A 16,519-nucleotide genomic window follows, 5' to 3' on the forward strand; every position below is an offset into this window, starting at 1 on the left:
GGGGGCAATGGCGTTCCCGCTGCTTAGTCTCATCGTTTTCACGCCCGCCGCGGGGGCAGCGGTTCTGATCTTGCTGCGCAGCGACAATGCGGTGCGGTGGACGGCACTGGCCGTCACCGTCATCGACCTCGCCCTCTGCATCCTTATGCTGGCCCGCTTTGACACCGCTACCCACGCAATGCAGTTCACCGAGACGCGGCCGTGGGTGCCCGCGCTCGGGATCACATATGCGCTCGGCATCGACGGAATCAGCGCGCTCTTCGTGTTCCTGACCGGGCTGCTAGGCTGGATTTGCGTGCTCGCCTCATGGGTCGCGATTGACCGAAAGGTTAAGGAGTTCATGATCAGTCTGTTGGTCATGCAGGCGCTGATGCTGGGGGTGTTCTGCGCGCTCGACCTGTTCCTGTTTTACGTCTTCTGGGAGGCGATGCTAATCCCGATGTATCTGATCATCGGTGTCTGGGGAGGCGAAGGCCGGGTGTATGCGGCCTTCAAATTCTTCCTCTACACACTGGCGGGCAGCCTGCTGTTCCTCATCGGTGTCATCGTACTCTATTTCCACGGCGGCGAGACCTTCGACATACTCGCCTTGACAGCGCAGGATTTGCCATTCCAGGTCCAGGCCTGGCTATTCTTCGCCTTCCTGTTCGCCTTCGCGGTCAAGGTACCGATGGTCCCGGTCCATACCTGGCTGCCCGACGCCCATGTGCAGGCCCCGACGGCGGGTAGCATCATCCTCGCCGGCGTGCTCCTGAAGATGGGCGCCTACGGATTCCTGCGGTTCTCGCTGCCGATGCTGCCGGAGGCGTCGGTGCATTACTCGACGCTGATGCTGGTACTGTCGGCGCTTGCGATCGTCTATGGCGGGTTGCTTGCGCTGGCGCAGGACGATCTGAAGAAGCTGGTGGCCTATTCGAGCATCAGTCACATGGGCTTCGTGACGCTGGGGATTTTTGCGCTGAACTTCCGCGGGCTCGAGGGCGGCATCCTGCAAATGTTCAATCATGGCGTGACGACGGGCGCGTTGTTCCTGTTTGTTGGCCTGATCTATGAGCGCACACATACGCGCAGCATGGCCGATTATGGCGGGTTGATGAAGGCGGCCCCGGTTTATACGACGTTTCTTGCGCTGTTCACGCTGTCGTCGATGGCGCTGCCGGGAACGAATTCATTCGTGGGCGAGTTGCTGGTGCTGTCGGGAGGATTTGCTGCCAACCTGGCCGTCGGTGCGGCTGCCGTTTTGGGCGCATTGCTGGGCGCCGCTTATCTGCTCGGCATGTACAGGAAAGTCGCGCTTGGTCCGGCCAGTGTCGGCGCCCGGTTCAAGATACGCGACGTGAACGCCCGCGAGATGACTGCGATCCTGCCGCTGGCAGTCTTCGTGCTTTGGGTCGGTCTCTATCCCAAACCCTTTCTCAACATCATGGACGCCTCGGTGAAGCATTTGCTGGCGCAGGTGCACGCCAAAGGGGGTGGCCAATGACCGCCGCCGACCTCCTTCAGTCGATCCTTGCGAGCCTGCCCGAGATCGTGGTGGTCACTGGCGCCTGCATCCTGCTGATCCTGGGGCAGTTTGTGCGGAAAGGGCAGGAACATTTCCTTGTCTGGGCTTCTGTCGCGATCGTGCTGATTGCCGCCGTAGGGACGCTTATGCTGGCGAGTGAGGTGCGGCCAGCCTACACGGGCATGTTCATTGCCGACCGCTTCGCGGCCTTCTTCAAGGTCATGTTCTACCTGGCGACCGTTCTGACATTCCTCCTTTCGCCCAAATACGCCGATGTCGAAGGAATCGGCAGCAGCGAATACTATGTCCTGCTGCTTTTTGCGCTTTCGGGAATGATGATCATGGCCTCGGCGACAGATCTCCTGTCGATCTATGTGGGCCTCGAACTGATGGTGCTATGCACCTATGTGCTGACTGGTTATCTGCGGCAGCAGCGGCGGTCGAACGAAGCGGCGCTGAAATACGTGATCCTTGGTGCGGTCTCGACGGGGATTTTCCTCTACGGCGTTTCGCTGGTCTATGGGCTTGCGGGCACCACGCAGCTGGATGGAATGGCTGCGGCCGTGGCAGGCGATCCGCTCGATCCCGGATTGCTGCTGGCCGTGGTCTTCATCGTCGCCGGGCTGGTCTTCAAGGTTGGCGCGGTGCCGTTTCATATGTGGGTGCCGGACGTCTACGAAGGCGCGCCGACGACGGTCACCGCCTTTATGTCAGTGGGCCCCAAGGCGGCGGCGTTCGCGGTGATCCTGCGGGTGTTCCTCAATCCGCTGGTCGCAGCAACGGACGTTTGGATCGTCGTCGCGGTCATTGCCGTCGTGACGATGGCGCTCGGCAGTTTCGTGGCGCTGGTGCAGGATAATTTCAAGCGCCTCCTGGCCTATTCAAGCATTGCCCATGCCGGATTCGCCATTTTCGGCGTGGTGGCTGGCGGTGCGGATGGGATCGCCAGCGTGATGCTTTACCTGCTGATCTACACCTTCATGAATCTCGGCATTTTCAGCATCGTCATCATGATGCGGAACGGCAACATCTCCGGCGAGGTTATTGAAGATTACTCCGGTTTCGCCAAGCCGCATCCCGGGCTGGCGCTTCTGATGCTACTCTATCTGTTCTCGCTGGCCGGCATCCCGCCGACGGCCGGGTTCTTCGCCAAGTTCTACGTGCTGGTCGCGCTCGTCGAGCGAGGCTTCGTCATTCTCGCGGTGATCGCAGTGCTGCTGAGCGCCGTCGCCGCTTATTTCTACATCCGCATTGTCATGGTGATCTACATGCGCGAGCCGGAGAGGGCGTTCGACCCGGCACTGACGCCATTGGTCCGCGCCGCGCTCGCCTTCACCGCCGCCGGCACGATCGGCATTGGCCTATTCCCGGCGTGGTTTTTGAGACTCGCTCAACAGTCGGTATTTGGCGGCTGATCGATTGGATTTGCAATGAACTGCCCGACGGAATACACTTTCAATTCAGGAAAGGACTGCCCAAGTCACTTCCCGGGGCGACCGCATCACCGGTCCAGAGCGGATTCGGTCGCGGCCTGAGCAAAGCCCTCGGTGGATGACCGGGGCGATGCGATATGACAGCTGCAATGGAATTCCTGCCAGTTCTTTTCATGGTCGCTGGAATTGTTCTGGTGGCGGGCGTGACGCTTTTTGTTTCCTCGCTACTGCGTCCGTCCAATCCCTATCCCGCGAAGAACATGCCCTATGAATGTGGGATGGACCCGGCGGGCGAGGCAGCCGGAGGCCGTTTCAGAGTGCAGTTCTTCATCCTCGCGATCCTGTTGGTGGTCTTCGATGTCGAGACGATGTTCTTGTTCCCCTGGGCCGTTGTCCTGAAAGACATCGGGCTGGTCGGTTATGTCGAGATGTTCGTCTTCATGTTGCTGCTCGTCGTGGGCTTCGCATACGCATGGCTGAAGGGAGCGCTGGAATGGGAGGCGTAAACAATACGATCCGCGACAGCGTGCTGTTCACCACGGCCGACAGCGTCATCAGCTGGAGCCGAAGGTCGGCGCTGTGGCCCGAGACGTTCGGTATCGCCTGCTGCGCAATCGAAATGATTGCGGCGGGTTGTGCGCGCTACGATCTCGACCGGTTTGGCGTCGTGTTCCGGCCGTCGCCGCGCCAATCCGACGTGATGATTATTGCTGGCACCGTGACGCGGAAATTCGCTCCCGTCGTGCTCCGTCTCTATGACCAGATGCCGGAACCGCGCTGGGTTATCGCGATGGGTACGTGCGCTATATCGGGCGGGGTCTACAACACCTACGCCGTGGTGCAGGGGGCGGAGACCTTCGTGCCGGTCGACGTGCATGTGCCCGGCTGCCCGCCGCGGCCCGAGGCGCTTATGCATGGCTTCCTTCTGCTTCAGGAGAAGATCAAGAAAACCCGGGCGTTAGCGGGGACTCCTCTGGAAAGGGTTGCGGCGCGATGAGCATGGAGGTGCCCCTCGATCGCGCCCCGATCACGGAGCGTTTCGGCGAGGCAATCGACGATCTTGGTTTTGCACATGGTGTTCATTCCTTCGCCGCTCCGCCTGAAATGATCGTCGAGTTTTGCCGGTTTCTCAAGGAACACCCGGCGCTCCGGTTCAATTTCCTGTCGGACATATGCGGGGTCGATCATTACCCTGAGATGCCGCGCTTCGAGGCCGTGTACCACCTCTATTCCCTGCCGAACAAATGGCGCGTTCGCATCAAGTCCCGGCTCGGCGATCCGCCGCGCGTCCCGTCGGTGATAGGGGTCTGGCGGACCGCCAACTGGCATGAGCGTGAAGCCTGGGATATGTACGGGATAAGGTTCGAGGGCCACCCCGACTTGCGCCGGATTTACATGTGGGAAGGCTTCGAGGGCTTTCCGCAACGCAAGGACTTTCCGCTCCGGGGTTACAAGGACAAGCTGAACCCGTTTGGTGTCGAAGGCACGCCGCCGACGCAGCCCGACCTCGCCACCAAGAACATTCCATAGGGAGGCCGCTTCACCGGGAACTTGAGATGACCGAAGTCACGGAACTGAGCAGGCCGGAAGGCGAAGCGCTCGACACCAGGGAGGTGCTTCTCAACCTCGGTCCGCAGCATCCCAGCACGCATGGGGTGCTGCGGCTTGTCCTTGAACTGGAAGGCGAATATGTCAAGCGGGTGGACCCGCACATCGGCTATCTCCACCGCGGCACCGAAAAACTGGCGGAGAGCTTCACCTACACCCAGATTTTTCCGCTGACAGATCGGCTCGATTACCTCTGCCCGCCGTCGAACAACCTGGCCTTCGCGCTGGCTGTGGAGAAGCTCCTGGGCATCGAGGCACCGATCCGCGCGCAATATATCCGCGTGATGATGGCCGAGCTGGCGCGAATCTCGGGTCATCTCCTGATCACTGGCGCGCTGCCGCTGGACCTCGGCGCAATGACCGCGTTGCTCTACGCCATGCGCGAGCGTGAAATGATCATGGACCTGCTTGAGATGATCAGTGGCGCGCGGATGCATACCTCGTTCTGCCGGGTCGGCGGTGTGCGCGAGGACCTGCCGGACGGTTTTATCCCCAAGATCAGGGCGTTCTGCGATATCTTCCCGAACCGGATCCGCGACTATGAACGGCTCGTGGAAAACAACAGGGTATTTCTGAACCGCACGCAGGGGATTGGCGTGATCTCCGCCGAGGACGGCATCGATCTCGGCCTGAGCGGCCCGAACCTGCGAGCTTCGGGCGTCGACTGGGACATCCGCCGCGACGAGCCCTATGAGATCTACGACCGGCTCGACTTCAACGTCATCACCCGCAATGAGGGCGATTGTTATGCCCGGTGGCAATGCCGGGTCGAGGAGATGCGCGAGAGCGTCCGCATCATCGAACAATGCTTCGACCAGATGCCCGAGGGGCCGTTCCAGATCGACATGCCGACGATCGCTTTCCCGGTGGACAAGGACAAGGTGCATTGCTCGATGGAGGCGCTGATTCAGCACTTCGACCTGTCGGCCTATGGCTTCAAGGTGCCGAAAGGCGAGGTCTATTCGGCAATTGAGTCGCCAAAGGGCGAACTCGGATTTTACATCATCAGCGACGGTTCGGAAAAGCCGTTCCGCATGAAGGTGCGGGCACCGTCGTTCGTCAACCTTCAGGGATTGTTTGTGGCAAGCAATGCGCAGTACCTGGCGGACATGATCGCCGTGCTGGGCAGCTTCGACCCGGTGATGGGCGAGGTCGACAAGTAGCAGGGATTTGGACGCGATGAACATGCGCGAAAAGATTAAAGCAGCGGCGGCGCGGTATCCGGACCAGCGCTCGGCGATCATGCCCGCGCTACTGATCGCGCAGAAGGAACATGGCTACCTGCCCGGCCCCGTGTTGGAAGAGGTCGCGGATATCCTCGATGTCGAGCGGATCTGGGTTTACGAGCTGGCGACTTTCTACACCCTCTTCCATACAGAACCGGTGGGTGTGTTCCACCTGCAACTCTGCGACAATGTATCCTGCATGCTGCGTGGCGCCGAGGATTTGCTGAGGCATCTGGAGGAGGTGCTGGGAATCACGAAGGGCGGTACCACCCCGGACGGGCTGTTCACACTTTCGACCGTCGAATGCCTCGGCGCTTGCGAAATGGCCCCGGTGATGCAGCTCGGTGACGACTATCAAGGCGATCTCGACATCGCGCGGATCGACGCGTTGTTGGACAGGTTGCGGGCGACAGCGGGGCAAGCGACTGGTGCTGATCTCGCCGCCACAGTGCCACCGGGAGAGTAGCGCCATGTTCGAACCGATCCTTCTGAGGAACGTGGACGTGCCGGACGGCCATCTGCTCGCCACCTACAGGGCCGGCGGCGGTTACCAGGCGCTGGCGAAAGCGCTTGATGAACACACGCCTGACGAGATCATCAGTCTCGTCAAAGAATCCAACCTGCGGGGTCGCGGTGGGGCCGGATTTCCAACCGGACTGAAATGGAGCTTTGTGCCGAAGCGTGCCGGCAAGCCGAAATACCTGTGCTGCAATGCCGATGAGGGCGAGCCGGGCACCTTCAAGGACCGGATCATCATGGAACGCGACCCGCATCAGCTGATCGAGGGTCTGGCGATCAGTGGCTACGCGATCGGTGCTGAAACCGCCTATGTCTACATCCGCGGGGAATACACCCTGGCAATCCAGCGGCTGGAGCAGGCGATCGCTGAGGCCCATGCGAAGGGTTATCTGGGAACGCGGATCAGGGGCTCGGATTTCAATTTCGTCGTGCACATCCATTGCGGTGCCGGCGCTTATATCTGCGGCGAGGAGACCGCAATGCTCGACTCGCTCGAAGGCAAGCGAGCGCAGCCACGCCTGAAACCGCCGTTTCCGGCGGTCGAAGGGCTCTACGCAAGCCCGACAGTGATCAACAACGTCGAGACATTGGCCTGCGTCCCGCATATCGTGCTGCGGGGGGCAGGCTGGTTCCGCAACATCGGTCCCGACAAAAGCCCCGGCCCGAAGCTCTATTGTCTTAGCGGGCAGGTGCGGAAGCCGGGCCTTTACGAGCTGCCAATGGGTATACCGCTGCGAGAACTGGTCGAAGATAGCGGCGGCGGGCCGCTGCCGGGTCGCAAAATAAAGGCAGTGATCCCCGGCGGGGTCTCGGCGCCGCTGATTCCGGCGCACGGGCTGGATGTTGGTATGGACTTCGATTCGCTGGCAGCCGCCGGTTCGATGCTCGGCTCGGCCGGGGTAATCGTGATCGACGACTCGACCTGTATGGTCAAGGTCGCCACCCGGATCATCGAATTCTTCCACCATGAGTCCTGTGGCAAGTGTACCCCGTGCCGCGAAGGACTGAATTGGGTTGTGAAAGTGCTGCGCCGGGTCGAGGCGGGGCAGGGGGTGCCGGGCGATCTGGAACAGCTGGAGGCGCTCTGCAAGGGCATTTTCGGCAACACGTTCTGCGCTCTGGGCGACGGCGCGGCTATCGGTTTGCGGGCGGCACTGACGCATTTCGAGCATGAGTTCGTCGCCCATATCGAGGAGCACAGGTGCCCGTTTCACTGAAGAGCAGGGGAGAAGGCGGTAAGAAAGTCATGGTTCGTGTCACGATAAATGAACAAACGCTGGAAGTGGAGACGGGCTCTACGGTGCTGCAGGCTGCCGAGCGCTTAGGCATCGACATCCCGACCTTCTGCTATCTGAAGCGGCTGCCGGCGCTGGCCTCATGCCGCATGTGCCTCGTGGAGATCGAGGGCCACCGGCGGCTGCAGCCTTCCTGCGCCACCGCCGTCACTGACGGAATGGTCGTGCGGACGAATACGCCGCTGATTGATGAAACACGCTCGTCCATGCTCGACATGCTGCTCGCCAACCACCCCCTCGACTGCCCGATCTGCGACAAGGGCGGCGAGTGCGAGCTCCAGGACATGGTGATGGCGTACGGGCCCCGCGAAAGCCGCTTCCGCGACACCAAACGTGTGTTCCACTCCGAGGACATCCGCCTCAGCCCGGTCATCATCATGAACGTCAACCGCTGCATACAGTGCCAGCGCTGTGTCCGGATGTGCGAGGAGGTGGTCGGTGCGGTCGCCTTGGGTACTGTCGAAAAAGGCATGGATACCGCCGTGACCGGCTTCGAGGGCAGCCTCGCGAGTTGCGACCAATGCGGCAATTGCGTCGAGGTCTGTCCGGTTGGCGCACTGATGAGCTTTCCTTATCGCTACAAAGCGCGGCCCTGGGATCTGGCCGAGACCGACACCGTCTGCCCGCATTGCGGCACCGGCTGTCAGTTGACAGTCGGCACGCGCAAGGGGGAGTTCATGCGGGTCCGCTCAAAAGCGGAGCACGGGGTTAACCGCGAAACGCTTTGCGTGCGGGGGCGCTTCGGCCTCGATTTCGTCATGAGCCAGGACCGGATCAAGCGGCCTATGGTCCGTCGTGATGGCGCCCTCGTTCCGGTTTCCTGGGAAGAAGCGGGGGACTACCTGCGACGGCGCCTGTCGGCCGTCGAGGGAAAGGCCGCGGGCGGGCTGGCATCGCCGCGCCTTCCCAACGAGATGCTCTATCAATTCCAGAAAGTGATGCGGACGGTATTCCGGACCAACAACATAGACTGCGCGTCGCGCTGGTCCACGCCGTTCGACGCGCTCGGCCCGTTGGTGGCGGGCTTCTACACCCGCGCGCCGCTGGAGGAAGTGATCGGCAACGACTGCGTGCTTGTCGTCGGTGGCAACGTGACCGACGAAAACCCGATCACCGAATACCTGCTGCGGGACGGCGCACGGCGGGGGCAGGTTCGGTTGCTCATGCTCTCGGCGCGACCATCCCGTCTGGACGCTGATGCCCTGGCGGTCGTTCGCGTTTCGCCGGGCGGTGAGGCTGCGAGCCTTGCCGCGGTGGTGGCCAGCATCGTGGCGGCGGCCGGTGAAGCCTTGCCAGTCGAGATGCTTGCGAAGATCGGCGCGACAACAGCGACCGCCGGCAGTGACGAAACGGACCGTCTGGCCACAGCGCTGCTGGAAGGCCGGAGCGTTACGGTGCTGGTCAGTGCTGACCTCCTGAGGTCGCCGCTAGCGCGCGCGACGTTGCAACAGCTCAACAACCTTTTGCAGGTTCTCCGCGTACTGGATAAGGGACTTGCGATGCAGTTGCTCTTCGACCGTGTCAATCAGTTGGGCGCCTGGGATATGGGAGTTCTGCCGGCGGTGCTGCCGGGGCTGCGCGCGGTCACTGATGATGCGGCGCGCGGGGCTCTCGATCGGGCCTGGGGCGCCGAGATCCCGTCTCAACCTGGCGCGGATTTCGACGGCATGCTGGATCTTTGTAACAGGGGGCGAATGGGGATGCTCTATATCGCCGGAAGCGACCCCCTGATGTCCTATCCCGACCGGGAATTCGTGCAGCGGGCGCTTCGTGCCGCCGATCTCCTGATCGTGCAGGACGCCTTCCTCACCGATACGGCGAGCCTGGCCGATGTGGTGCTGCCAGCTGCGAGTTATGGCGAGGAATCTGGCACTTTTACCAATAACGAGGGCCGGGTCCAGAAGGTCAGCAAGTTCCGCGAACCCGCCCTCGATGCGCGTGGCAATCTGGCGATCTTCGACTTCGTCGCGGCGCTTCGCAACCAAGCGTTGCGGCCATCGGTTCAAAGCGAGATTTTCGACGAGATTGCTCGGCTGGTTCCGGCCTACGGGGGGCTAACGCAGGACCAGCTTGGCGTTGACGGAGCATTCACCAAGGCGTCCCGTGTGCCGCCAGTTGGCGAGTTCTTCGCCCCGCCGCTTGCCCCCATTGCAACCGACCGGCTCATGTTGATCACCGGCAACTGCCTGTTCCACAACGGATATCTGTCCGAACATTCGGAAATCCTGAATACGGTCGCGTATGACCCCTATGTCGAGATGGGCGCGCGGGATGCAGTGCAGCTAGGCCTTTCGGATGGCGATCAGGTGGTCGTGCGATCCGCCCAAAGCGAGCTGACCGCGCAGCTAAAGGTCAACAAGCGGTTTCCCACGGGCCTCGTGTTCGTTCCCGAAAATTACAGAGCCCTGCGTCTCAACGGACTGATGCGGCGGGGCGAATATCCATGTCCGGTCAACGTTCAAAAGGCGCACGCAGCCTTCGAGATCGCCACCGTCGTCGGAGTCGGGGCGGGGCCCGGGATCTGAGCTGAGGCATTACGGGCTCACTGACACCTGCCCTGCGTCTGGACCTCAAGCCGGCGATGTCAGTGATGAGCGGTCCCGGCAATGTATTCATGTAGCGCCTGCTCGTTGCGAAGCGCTTCGTCGAGGCGGTGCTTGACCACGTCGCCGATGCTCACCACACCGACAGCGGCGCCGCCATCCATGACCAATACATGGCGCGTGCGCCGCTCGGTCATGATCGCCATCACAAAGGGCAGAAAATCCTCTGTCGAACAGGTCGCCACACTGCGGTTCATGATGTCGGCGACCCGCATTATGGGCGCCTCGGTTCCGTATTCAGCCACCGCATTGCAGCAGTCCCGCTCCGACAGAGTGCCCAGGCATTCCCCGGGCGAACGGCTGACGACCACAAAACCGATGTTATTGTCTCGAAACAGCCGCAGGACTTCTACCATCGGCTCATCTGGTGTGACCGAAATGAGCTCGGGAGACTTACTCTTCAAGATTTGGCAGACGTGCATCTAAGCCTCCTCTTTGCGCGCTCCGGCTTGATTGGCGGCGCGCGGTTACGTTCGCCGGATATTCCGCCACCAGTTGTATCCCCGCCGCTCGCTCGTCTCGACGAGAACATCTTGCTCGGTGTTCAGGCGCGCAGCGACCACACCGCCACCGGTCCTCGCCTTGCCCGGCTTGCCGAGCAGATCTTCCCGCCCGACTACTAGGTCACGCGAGGAAAAACTCGAAAACTCATACTGTTGGCCAAGCGCGATCGCGTCGGCCGGGCAGGCGTCCTCGCACAGCCCGCAAAATAGGCACCGGGCCATGTCGATCTCGAACTTTGCCGGGTGCCGGCTGCCCTTGTCGTCCTCATAGGGAATGACTTCGATGCAGTCGCAGGGGCAAATCCGTGCGCAAAGTTCGCAGGCCACGCATTTGATCTCGCCCTCGTCGTCGCGCGTGAGGAAGTGATGCCCGCGGTAACGCGGGTAGGGCAACCATTTTTCCTTGTCCGGATACTGCATGGTCACGGATCTGGAGAACATGTAGCCGAAGGTCAAAGCCAATGCACTCACCAGATCAGCGAAGAACGCCCATCCGATCCATGCTCCAACTCCGTGCCGCGCGTGCGACATCGCCGCCTCGCTACGGGGCCGCTATGGCCCCTATAAGAAAGCAATACCGGTTATTATTATGTTCGCCATCGACAGAGGAAGCAAGACTTTCCACCCGATCGCCATCAGTTGGTCGTAGCGGTAGCGCGGGAAAGTGAAGCGGAACCAGATAAACAAATAGACGAAGAACGCGACCTTGAGCAGAAACCAGAGGAGCGGTGGCAGAGGGACCAGCATGCCGTTCCAGCCGCCGAAGAACAGGATCACCACCAGGACAGACACCAGCAACACGATGGCATATTCGCTGACCATGAAGAAGGCAAAGCGGATACCGCTGTATTCGGTATGGAACCCGGCCCCCAGATCGCCCTCCGCTTCCGCCAGGTCGAAGGGAATGCGCTGCGCTTCGGCCAGTCCGGCGACGAAGAACACGAAGAAGCCGACCGGTTGGTAGACGACGTTCCAGACGTCGGCTTGCGCCCGCACGATCTCGAGCAGGCTCATGGATTGCGCCAACATTACCACGCCGATGACCGCGAACCCCATCGGGATCTCGTAGCTGATCATCTGCGCACAGGTCCTGAGGCTGCCAAGGACCGCGTATTTGCTGTTTGCGGCCCAACCGCCGAAGATGACGCCATAGACCTCGAGCCCGATCACCGCGAAGACGAAAAGGAGCGCCACATTCATGTTGGAGACGTAGAGTGTGATCTCGGCGCCGAGGACCGAGACGGTTTCGCCGAATGGGATCGCGACGAACACCACAAAAGGCGGGGTGAGAGCCAGGATTGGCGCCAGTTTGAACAGGAAGCGGTCGGCCTCTGCCGGGATGTGGTCCTCTTTGGTTAACAGCTTGATTCCGTCCGCCACCGGCTGCAGCAGGCCGTGCCACCCCACCCGCATCGGCCCCATCCGCTGCTGCATGCGCCCGGCAATCTTGCGTTCCAGCCAGGTTAACGGCAAGGGCAGCAGCAGGAGGATCGCAATCAACAACGCGACCTTGAAGGCAATCAGGCCAAGGGCGACGATAAGTTCCATGATCCGCGACTACTTATTCAACGGGGTTGAAACGCGCGACCGGACTTTGGCTCCGGCCGTACTGAGCACTTTCCGCTAATGCACGGTACGACGGCGACGCACCACATGCAATGCCATCACAACTATGTCGTCGCTGGCACGGTGTGTCCGGACTCAGGACATCTGATACGAGTGGTTTGATGCGCACTTTTGGGTGCGGATCATTCGCTGATCCGCGCCAGGATCATTGCAACCACTGTTGTCGCCCAGCTTCTTTGGCATGATCAAATGGGTTGGGCGGGCCTAGCTAGGCCCCAGCCACAGGCGTTAACTCCGCGTCGGCCGCCGAGGCGCGACCAAGATCGCGACATCTACGATAGGTGGCTGAAGCGGGCGACCCGCGCATCCTTCATGAGGTTGCGAAAGTTTGTTCCACTGACGTGCACCAGTGTCTTGTGGTCACCGCCCTCGAAATAGACGTCGCTGGCGTCGCCGAGGCTTTCGTCGAGGATCACCGGCACATCGTAGGCCGACCCGATTGGCGGCACCGCGCCAATGTCACAATCGGCGAAGAGCGAACTGACCTCCTCCTCTGAGGCGAGACCAAGGCGCCTGTCCACCACATCCTGCAATGTGGAGAGCTCGATCCGGTGCGTGCTCGGAACAACGGCTAGCACGTACCCCATTTCGTGATGCACGACCACCGATTTGGCCAGCCTGCCGCCTGGAACACGTGCCGCCCGCGCCGACTGGCTGGTTGTTGCTGTACGGTGATGAGCGACGGTGTCGTAGGGGATACCCTGACCGTCGATATAGTCCCGGAGTTTCGTTGCGATTGTCATCGTAGGCGCCCCTCATGTTGCGTGGTGAGGCATAAAAAGACATTCTCCTCTCATAACCTGCGAAGTCAACGACGAATGAGAGGCACAATTGCAGCAGTGCCTCGGTTCGGTTGCTCACATTTCCGGCTTGCTGTCACGGAGACCGCTACAACTGCCATTTGAGCCGACGGATCAGTTCGAGCGGATCGCGCAAACTGAACTTGGGATTATTGCCTTCAAGATATCAACCTTCCACCATCAGACGGCTCAAGAGAAAGCGATAGTCTGCGTGACAAATCGTTTAAAGGCTTCCAAGGTTTCCGGACTGACATGGTGCTCGATGCCTTCTGCATCAATTCTTGCCGTCTCAATACTGATGCCAATAGCGCATAGAAACGATTCAACTATGTGATGGCGCTCACGGCTCTGTTCCGCGAGCTGTTTGCCGATATCCGTCAGAAAGATGCCACGATATCGGCGCTGTTGAATATAGCCGTCCGCAGCCAGCCGCTTCAGCATTTTCGCTACGGTCGGCTGAGCCACTCCAAGACGCAGTGCTATATCGACCTGCCTGGCCTCGCCCCCGTCCTCGATAAGATCCGCGATCAGCTCGACATAATCCTCGACCAACTCCGTCCGCCGGTTGTGACGGGTTCGCCGGAAACTCTCCATGTGTGTGCTGGGGTCAACGAGCAAACTCTCGGAATCGCTGTGCGGTTTGTCATCGGGACTCATATGATTCTTCACTTTCGGTAAATTTTTTAAAGCAAGAATTTTCTAACATAGCCCTGGCTATTCTTCCATCATATCTGACAAATTTCCACACTGCAGGAAATTTTCAAGTCTCGGCGAATGGGGCAATCAACCAAATATAGCACTTGCTATACTATGAGTATGATGCTTTACTTCATTTAAGTAGCTAATCGGAGCGCCGACTGAATAATGCTGAAATGGGCACAGACGAATCTGAGCAGGCGGCGTCTGTTGGGCGGAAGCATCGCGACGATCGGCGCATCAGCGATCTGTTCCAGCGGTGCGACGGCGCAGGAAGTCCATGGAAATCACGGAGGATCGACACCGAACGCCGACGCGGCGACATCTGCCCATAGGTCAGCGCACGGAGCGATGATCACTGTTGGTTCGGTCGACAATGCCCGTAATGGTTTCGATCCGACAACGATGTTAACGGATTGGTACACTGGCGTCGTCAGTGAACTCCCGGACGGCCGCAAACAACGTAGTTTCGAGATCACTGTCGAAGAGAAGGAGATAGAGATCGCGCCGGGTGTCATGTTCCCGGCCTGGACTTATAACGGCCGAGTACCGGGTCCTGCGCTTCGCGCAACTGAGGGCGACCGTCTTAAAATCACTCTCAAAAACAATGGATCACATCCCCATTCCCTGCATTTCCATGGGATCCATTCCGCGCGGATGGATGGCGTTCCCGGCGCGGGGGTCATCGATCCAGGCGAAGAGTTCGTTTATGAATTCGATGCAAAACCATTTGGCTGCCATCTTTATCATTGCCATGCTCTGCCGCTGACCAGACACCTGCACAAAGGCATGTATGGTCTGTTCGTGGTCGATCCTGATCCAGCGCGGCATCCGGAATATGCCGACATTGCAAAATCACGTCTTCTTGGTTCGCCAGAAAATGCGCAGTGGCAAGAATTGGCCATGGTCATGAACGCGTTCGATACGAACTTCGACGGCGAAAATGAATTCTACGCATGCAATACGATTGCTCATTGCTATGCGAAGGAACCGATCGAGATCGTGCGTGACCGGCCCGTTCGTATATACTTGGTCAATATCACCGAGTTTGACCCGATTAACTCGTTCCATCTGCATGCCAATTTCTTTGACTATTACGATCAGGGAACGACGTTGACGCCAACGCTGAAGACCGTCGACCTGGTCATGCAGTGCCAGGCGCAGCGTGGCATTCTCGAGTTTACGTTCAAGGAACATGAGCCCGGCCTCTACATGTTCCATGCGCATCAATCGGAATTTACGGAACTTGGCTGGATGGGCATGTTCGATGTCAGGGAGACGGTGTCATGATGCACGAACCTGTCAACGTTACCCCGGCGCGCGCGCCGGCATCGTCTGGATTGTCGCCTTTGCTCTGGTTGTTGGTCCCCGTCGCCATTCTGGCAATGGCAATCGTCTGGTTGTTCCAGGCAAATCCTCTCCAAGGTTTTAACAACGGGGCACCACCCGTCGAAAACCTGACGATCGAGCGGACGATCCTTGACCACAACGGATTGCGGTTGCTCGTTCGCGCCGGAGGCTCCGATCCGATGGTGATTGCGCAGGTTCAGGTCGATGATGCCTATTGGGAATTCCAGAAAGACCCGCAGGGTCCCATTGCAAGGGGCGACACAACCTGGATCAGCTTGCCCTTCCCGTGGGTACTCGGGGAGACGCATAAGGTGAATTTTGTCACAAATACCGGAGCGACGTTCGAGCACGAGATTGCCGTGGCGGTGCCGACACCGATCGCCACATCCGGAAGCCTGTGGTCACAAGCCATTCTCGGTGCATTCGTGGGAATTCTACCCGTCGCCATCGGCCTGATGTGTTATCCCGCCCTGCGTGGCGCGGGTCCCGGAACAATGACATTTCTTCTGGCCATGACTGTTGGGCTGCTGGCCTTCCTGCTGGTTGACACCGTGGTCGAGGCGCTTGAATTTGCTGAAAAGTCAGCGCCAATCTTCCAGGGTAGCGTCATGGTTGTGCTCGTCGCAATTACCAGCTTCCTTGTGCTGATGGGTATTGGTCGGCGGCACGGAACACCGACGGGACTGGCTTTAGCAACATACATCGCTCTCGGCATCGGTCTGCACAATTTCGGCGAGGGATTGGCGATAGGCGCGGCATTTACCGCTGGCGCGGCCGGGCTCGGGACGTTCCTCGTGCTCGGCTTTACACTGCACAACATCACAGAAGGCATCGGAATTGCGGCTCCTATGTTGAAGAAGAGCCCCACGCTAGCCTCGTTCGCAGGCTTGGCACTGTTGGCTGGTAGCCCCGCCGTTGCCGGAATATGGGTGGGCAGTCTCGCATACGCGCCACAATGGACCGCCATTGCTCTAGCCATCGGCGCAGGGGCTATCGCCCAGGTTATTGTCGAAATCAGCGCGCTCATCGCTCGGCCGCAAAACCAAGGTATTACTGCATTGCTGTCACCGTCAGCGTTTGGCGGATTAGCAGCAGGTACCGCCTTCATGTACACCACTGCCATGCTCGTTAAACTCTGACAACGAGGTGCGGTTTGACCAAATGGGCGCGCGTGGTCGGGTCATTCTTCAGAGTCCATTGGCGCTCAGACCCACACCGATTAAAAGCCAAAGGGGATCAATCATGGCAAAGCGGCCAAGAACGGTTTCTCAGGGCCAGAGAATTCGTTTGGATAGGATCAGTTCTCACCTCGCTATCGCTGTTCGGTTGGTTTTTGCGGTAGAACAGCGGGAGCTG

At 59.8% G+C, this 16,519-nt stretch carries 16 protein-coding genes; 11 read left to right on the forward strand and 5 right to left on the reverse strand.

What is annotated here, in order from left to right:
- Positions 1-7: 7 nt before the first annotated feature.
- From LB462_RS20915 to nuoG, 9 genes are all read left to right on the forward strand, one after another.
- On the forward strand, positions 8-1,483 hold the full coding sequence (locus LB462_RS20915; RefSeq protein WP_224512013.1) for an NADH-quinone oxidoreductase subunit M: 1,476 nt from the start codon (positions 8-10) through the stop codon (positions 1,481-1,483).
- Positions 1,480-2,919, forward strand: a complete 1,440-nt coding sequence (locus LB462_RS20920; protein ID WP_224512016.1) for an NADH-quinone oxidoreductase subunit N — start codon at positions 1,480-1,482, stop codon at positions 2,917-2,919. The genes LB462_RS20915 and LB462_RS20920 overlap by 4 nt, the downstream gene beginning before the upstream one ends.
- A 155-nt stretch (positions 2,920-3,074) precedes the next feature.
- The gene (locus tag LB462_RS20925; protein ID WP_224512018.1) at positions 3,075-3,443 is read left to right on the forward strand and encodes an NADH-quinone oxidoreductase subunit A; all 369 of its coding nucleotides are present in this window, start codon (positions 3,075-3,077) and stop codon (positions 3,441-3,443) included.
- On the forward strand, positions 3,431-3,934 hold the full coding sequence (locus tag LB462_RS20930; RefSeq protein ID WP_224512020.1) for a NuoB/complex I 20 kDa subunit family protein: 504 nt from the start codon (positions 3,431-3,433) through the stop codon (positions 3,932-3,934). The genes LB462_RS20925 and LB462_RS20930 overlap by 13 nt, the downstream gene beginning before the upstream one ends.
- Positions 3,931-4,467, forward strand: coding sequence for an NADH-quinone oxidoreductase subunit C (locus LB462_RS20935; RefSeq protein WP_224512022.1), 537 nt, complete (start codon positions 3,931-3,933; stop codon positions 4,465-4,467). Before LB462_RS20930 ends, LB462_RS20935 begins: the two co-directional genes overlap by 4 nt.
- 26 nt (positions 4,468-4,493) lie before the next feature.
- Positions 4,494-5,708, forward strand: coding sequence for an NADH dehydrogenase (quinone) subunit D (gene nuoD, locus LB462_RS20940; protein ID WP_224512024.1), 1,215 nt, complete (start codon positions 4,494-4,496; stop codon positions 5,706-5,708).
- Between the two features lie 16 nt (positions 5,709-5,724).
- A complete protein-coding gene (gene nuoE / locus LB462_RS20945) occupies positions 5,725-6,237 on the forward strand; it encodes an NADH-quinone oxidoreductase subunit NuoE (RefSeq protein ID WP_224512025.1) in 513 nt (170 codons plus the stop codon).
- 4 nt (positions 6,238-6,241) lie between these two features.
- Positions 6,242-7,507, forward strand: coding sequence for an NADH-quinone oxidoreductase subunit NuoF (gene nuoF / locus LB462_RS20950; RefSeq protein WP_224512028.1), 1,266 nt, complete (start codon positions 6,242-6,244; stop codon positions 7,505-7,507).
- Between the two features lie 29 nt (positions 7,508-7,536).
- Positions 7,537-10,110, forward strand: a complete 2,574-nt coding sequence (gene nuoG / locus LB462_RS20955; protein ID WP_224512255.1) for an NADH-quinone oxidoreductase subunit NuoG — start codon at positions 7,537-7,539, stop codon at positions 10,108-10,110.
- Positions 10,111-10,169: 59 nt separating this feature from the next.
- Here the strand turns inward: nuoG and LB462_RS20960 are convergent, their stop codons facing one another.
- The 5 genes from LB462_RS20960 to mntR form a co-directional block, all read right to left on the reverse strand.
- The gene (locus LB462_RS20960) at positions 10,170-10,610 is read right to left on the reverse strand and encodes a CBS domain-containing protein (RefSeq protein ID WP_183661531.1); all 441 of its coding nucleotides are present in this window, start codon (positions 10,608-10,610) and stop codon (positions 10,170-10,172) included.
- A gap of 45 nt (positions 10,611-10,655) precedes the next feature.
- Entirely contained in the window at positions 10,656-11,222 is a 567-nt protein-coding gene (locus LB462_RS20965; RefSeq protein WP_224512030.1) for an NADH-quinone oxidoreductase subunit I, read from the reverse strand.
- A 30-nt stretch (positions 11,223-11,252) separates the two neighbouring features.
- Positions 11,253-12,239 (reverse strand): NADH-quinone oxidoreductase subunit NuoH, encoded by a 987-nt coding sequence (nuoH, locus tag LB462_RS20970; RefSeq protein WP_370637249.1) that lies wholly within the window; start codon positions 12,237-12,239, stop codon positions 11,253-11,255.
- Between the two features lie 350 nt (positions 12,240-12,589).
- Positions 12,590-13,060 carry an aminoacyl-tRNA deacylase gene (locus LB462_RS20975; protein WP_224512032.1) on the reverse strand — a complete coding sequence of 157 codons (471 nt, stop codon included), beginning with the start codon at positions 13,058-13,060 and terminating at the stop codon, positions 12,590-12,592.
- Between the two features lie 246 nt (positions 13,061-13,306).
- A complete protein-coding gene (gene mntR / locus LB462_RS20980; RefSeq protein WP_224512033.1) occupies positions 13,307-13,774 on the reverse strand; it encodes a manganese-binding transcriptional regulator MntR in 468 nt (155 codons plus the stop codon).
- 207 nt (positions 13,775-13,981) lie between these two features.
- On the opposite strand from mntR, the gene LB462_RS20985 reads away from it, so the two are divergent.
- Positions 13,982-15,103, forward strand: coding sequence for a multicopper oxidase domain-containing protein (locus tag LB462_RS20985; RefSeq protein WP_224512036.1), 1,122 nt, complete (start codon positions 13,982-13,984; stop codon positions 15,101-15,103).
- Positions 15,103-16,302 (forward strand): ZIP family metal transporter, encoded by a 1,200-nt coding sequence (locus LB462_RS20990; protein ID WP_224512257.1) that lies wholly within the window; start codon positions 15,103-15,105, stop codon positions 16,300-16,302. Before LB462_RS20985 ends, LB462_RS20990 begins: the two co-directional genes overlap by 1 nt.
- Positions 16,303-16,519: the final 217 nt, after the last annotated feature.

This window comes from Phyllobacterium chamaecytisi (assembly GCF_020164455.1).
In the GTDB taxonomy this organism is placed as follows: Bacteria; Pseudomonadota; Alphaproteobacteria; order Rhizobiales; family Rhizobiaceae; genus Phyllobacterium; species Phyllobacterium chamaecytisi.

Bases quoted from the DNA above. Each gene is read 5' to 3' on its own strand.
- LB462_RS20915 (WP_224512013.1), top strand. From the start codon at position 8: ATGGCGTTCCCGCTGCTTAGTCTCATCGTTTTCACGCCCGCCGCGGGG.
- LB462_RS20920 (WP_224512016.1), top strand. From the start codon at position 1,480: ATGACCGCCGCCGACCTCCTTCAGTCGATCCTTGCGAGCCTGCCCGAG.
- LB462_RS20925 (WP_224512018.1), top strand. From the start codon at position 3,075: ATGACAGCTGCAATGGAATTCCTGCCAGTTCTTTTCATGGTCGCTGGA.
- LB462_RS20930 (WP_224512020.1), top strand. From the start codon at position 3,431: ATGGGAGGCGTAAACAATACGATCCGCGACAGCGTGCTGTTCACCACG.
- LB462_RS20935 (WP_224512022.1), top strand. From the start codon at position 3,931: ATGAGCATGGAGGTGCCCCTCGATCGCGCCCCGATCACGGAGCGTTTC.
- nuoD (WP_224512024.1), top strand. From the start codon at position 4,494: ATGACCGAAGTCACGGAACTGAGCAGGCCGGAAGGCGAAGCGCTCGAC.
- nuoE (WP_224512025.1), top strand. From the start codon at position 5,725: ATGAACATGCGCGAAAAGATTAAAGCAGCGGCGGCGCGGTATCCGGAC.
- nuoF (WP_224512028.1), top strand. From the start codon at position 6,242: ATGTTCGAACCGATCCTTCTGAGGAACGTGGACGTGCCGGACGGCCAT.
- nuoG (WP_224512255.1), top strand. From the start codon at position 7,537: ATGGTTCGTGTCACGATAAATGAACAAACGCTGGAAGTGGAGACGGGC.
- LB462_RS20960 (WP_183661531.1), bottom strand. From the start codon at position 10,610: ATGCACGTCTGCCAAATCTTGAAGAGTAAGTCTCCCGAGCTCATTTCG.
- LB462_RS20965 (WP_224512030.1), bottom strand. From the start codon at position 11,222: ATGTCGCACGCGCGGCACGGAGTTGGAGCATGGATCGGATGGGCGTTC.
- nuoH (WP_370637249.1), bottom strand. From the start codon at position 12,239: ATGGAACTTATCGTCGCCCTTGGCCTGATTGCCTTCAAGGTCGCGTTG.
- LB462_RS20975 (WP_224512032.1), bottom strand. From the start codon at position 13,060: ATGACAATCGCAACGAAACTCCGGGACTATATCGACGGTCAGGGTATC.
- mntR (WP_224512033.1), bottom strand. From the start codon at position 13,774: ATGAGTCCCGATGACAAACCGCACAGCGATTCCGAGAGTTTGCTCGTT.
- LB462_RS20985 (WP_224512036.1), top strand. From the start codon at position 13,982: ATGCTGAAATGGGCACAGACGAATCTGAGCAGGCGGCGTCTGTTGGGC.
- LB462_RS20990 (WP_224512257.1), top strand. From the start codon at position 15,103: ATGCACGAACCTGTCAACGTTACCCCGGCGCGCGCGCCGGCATCGTCT.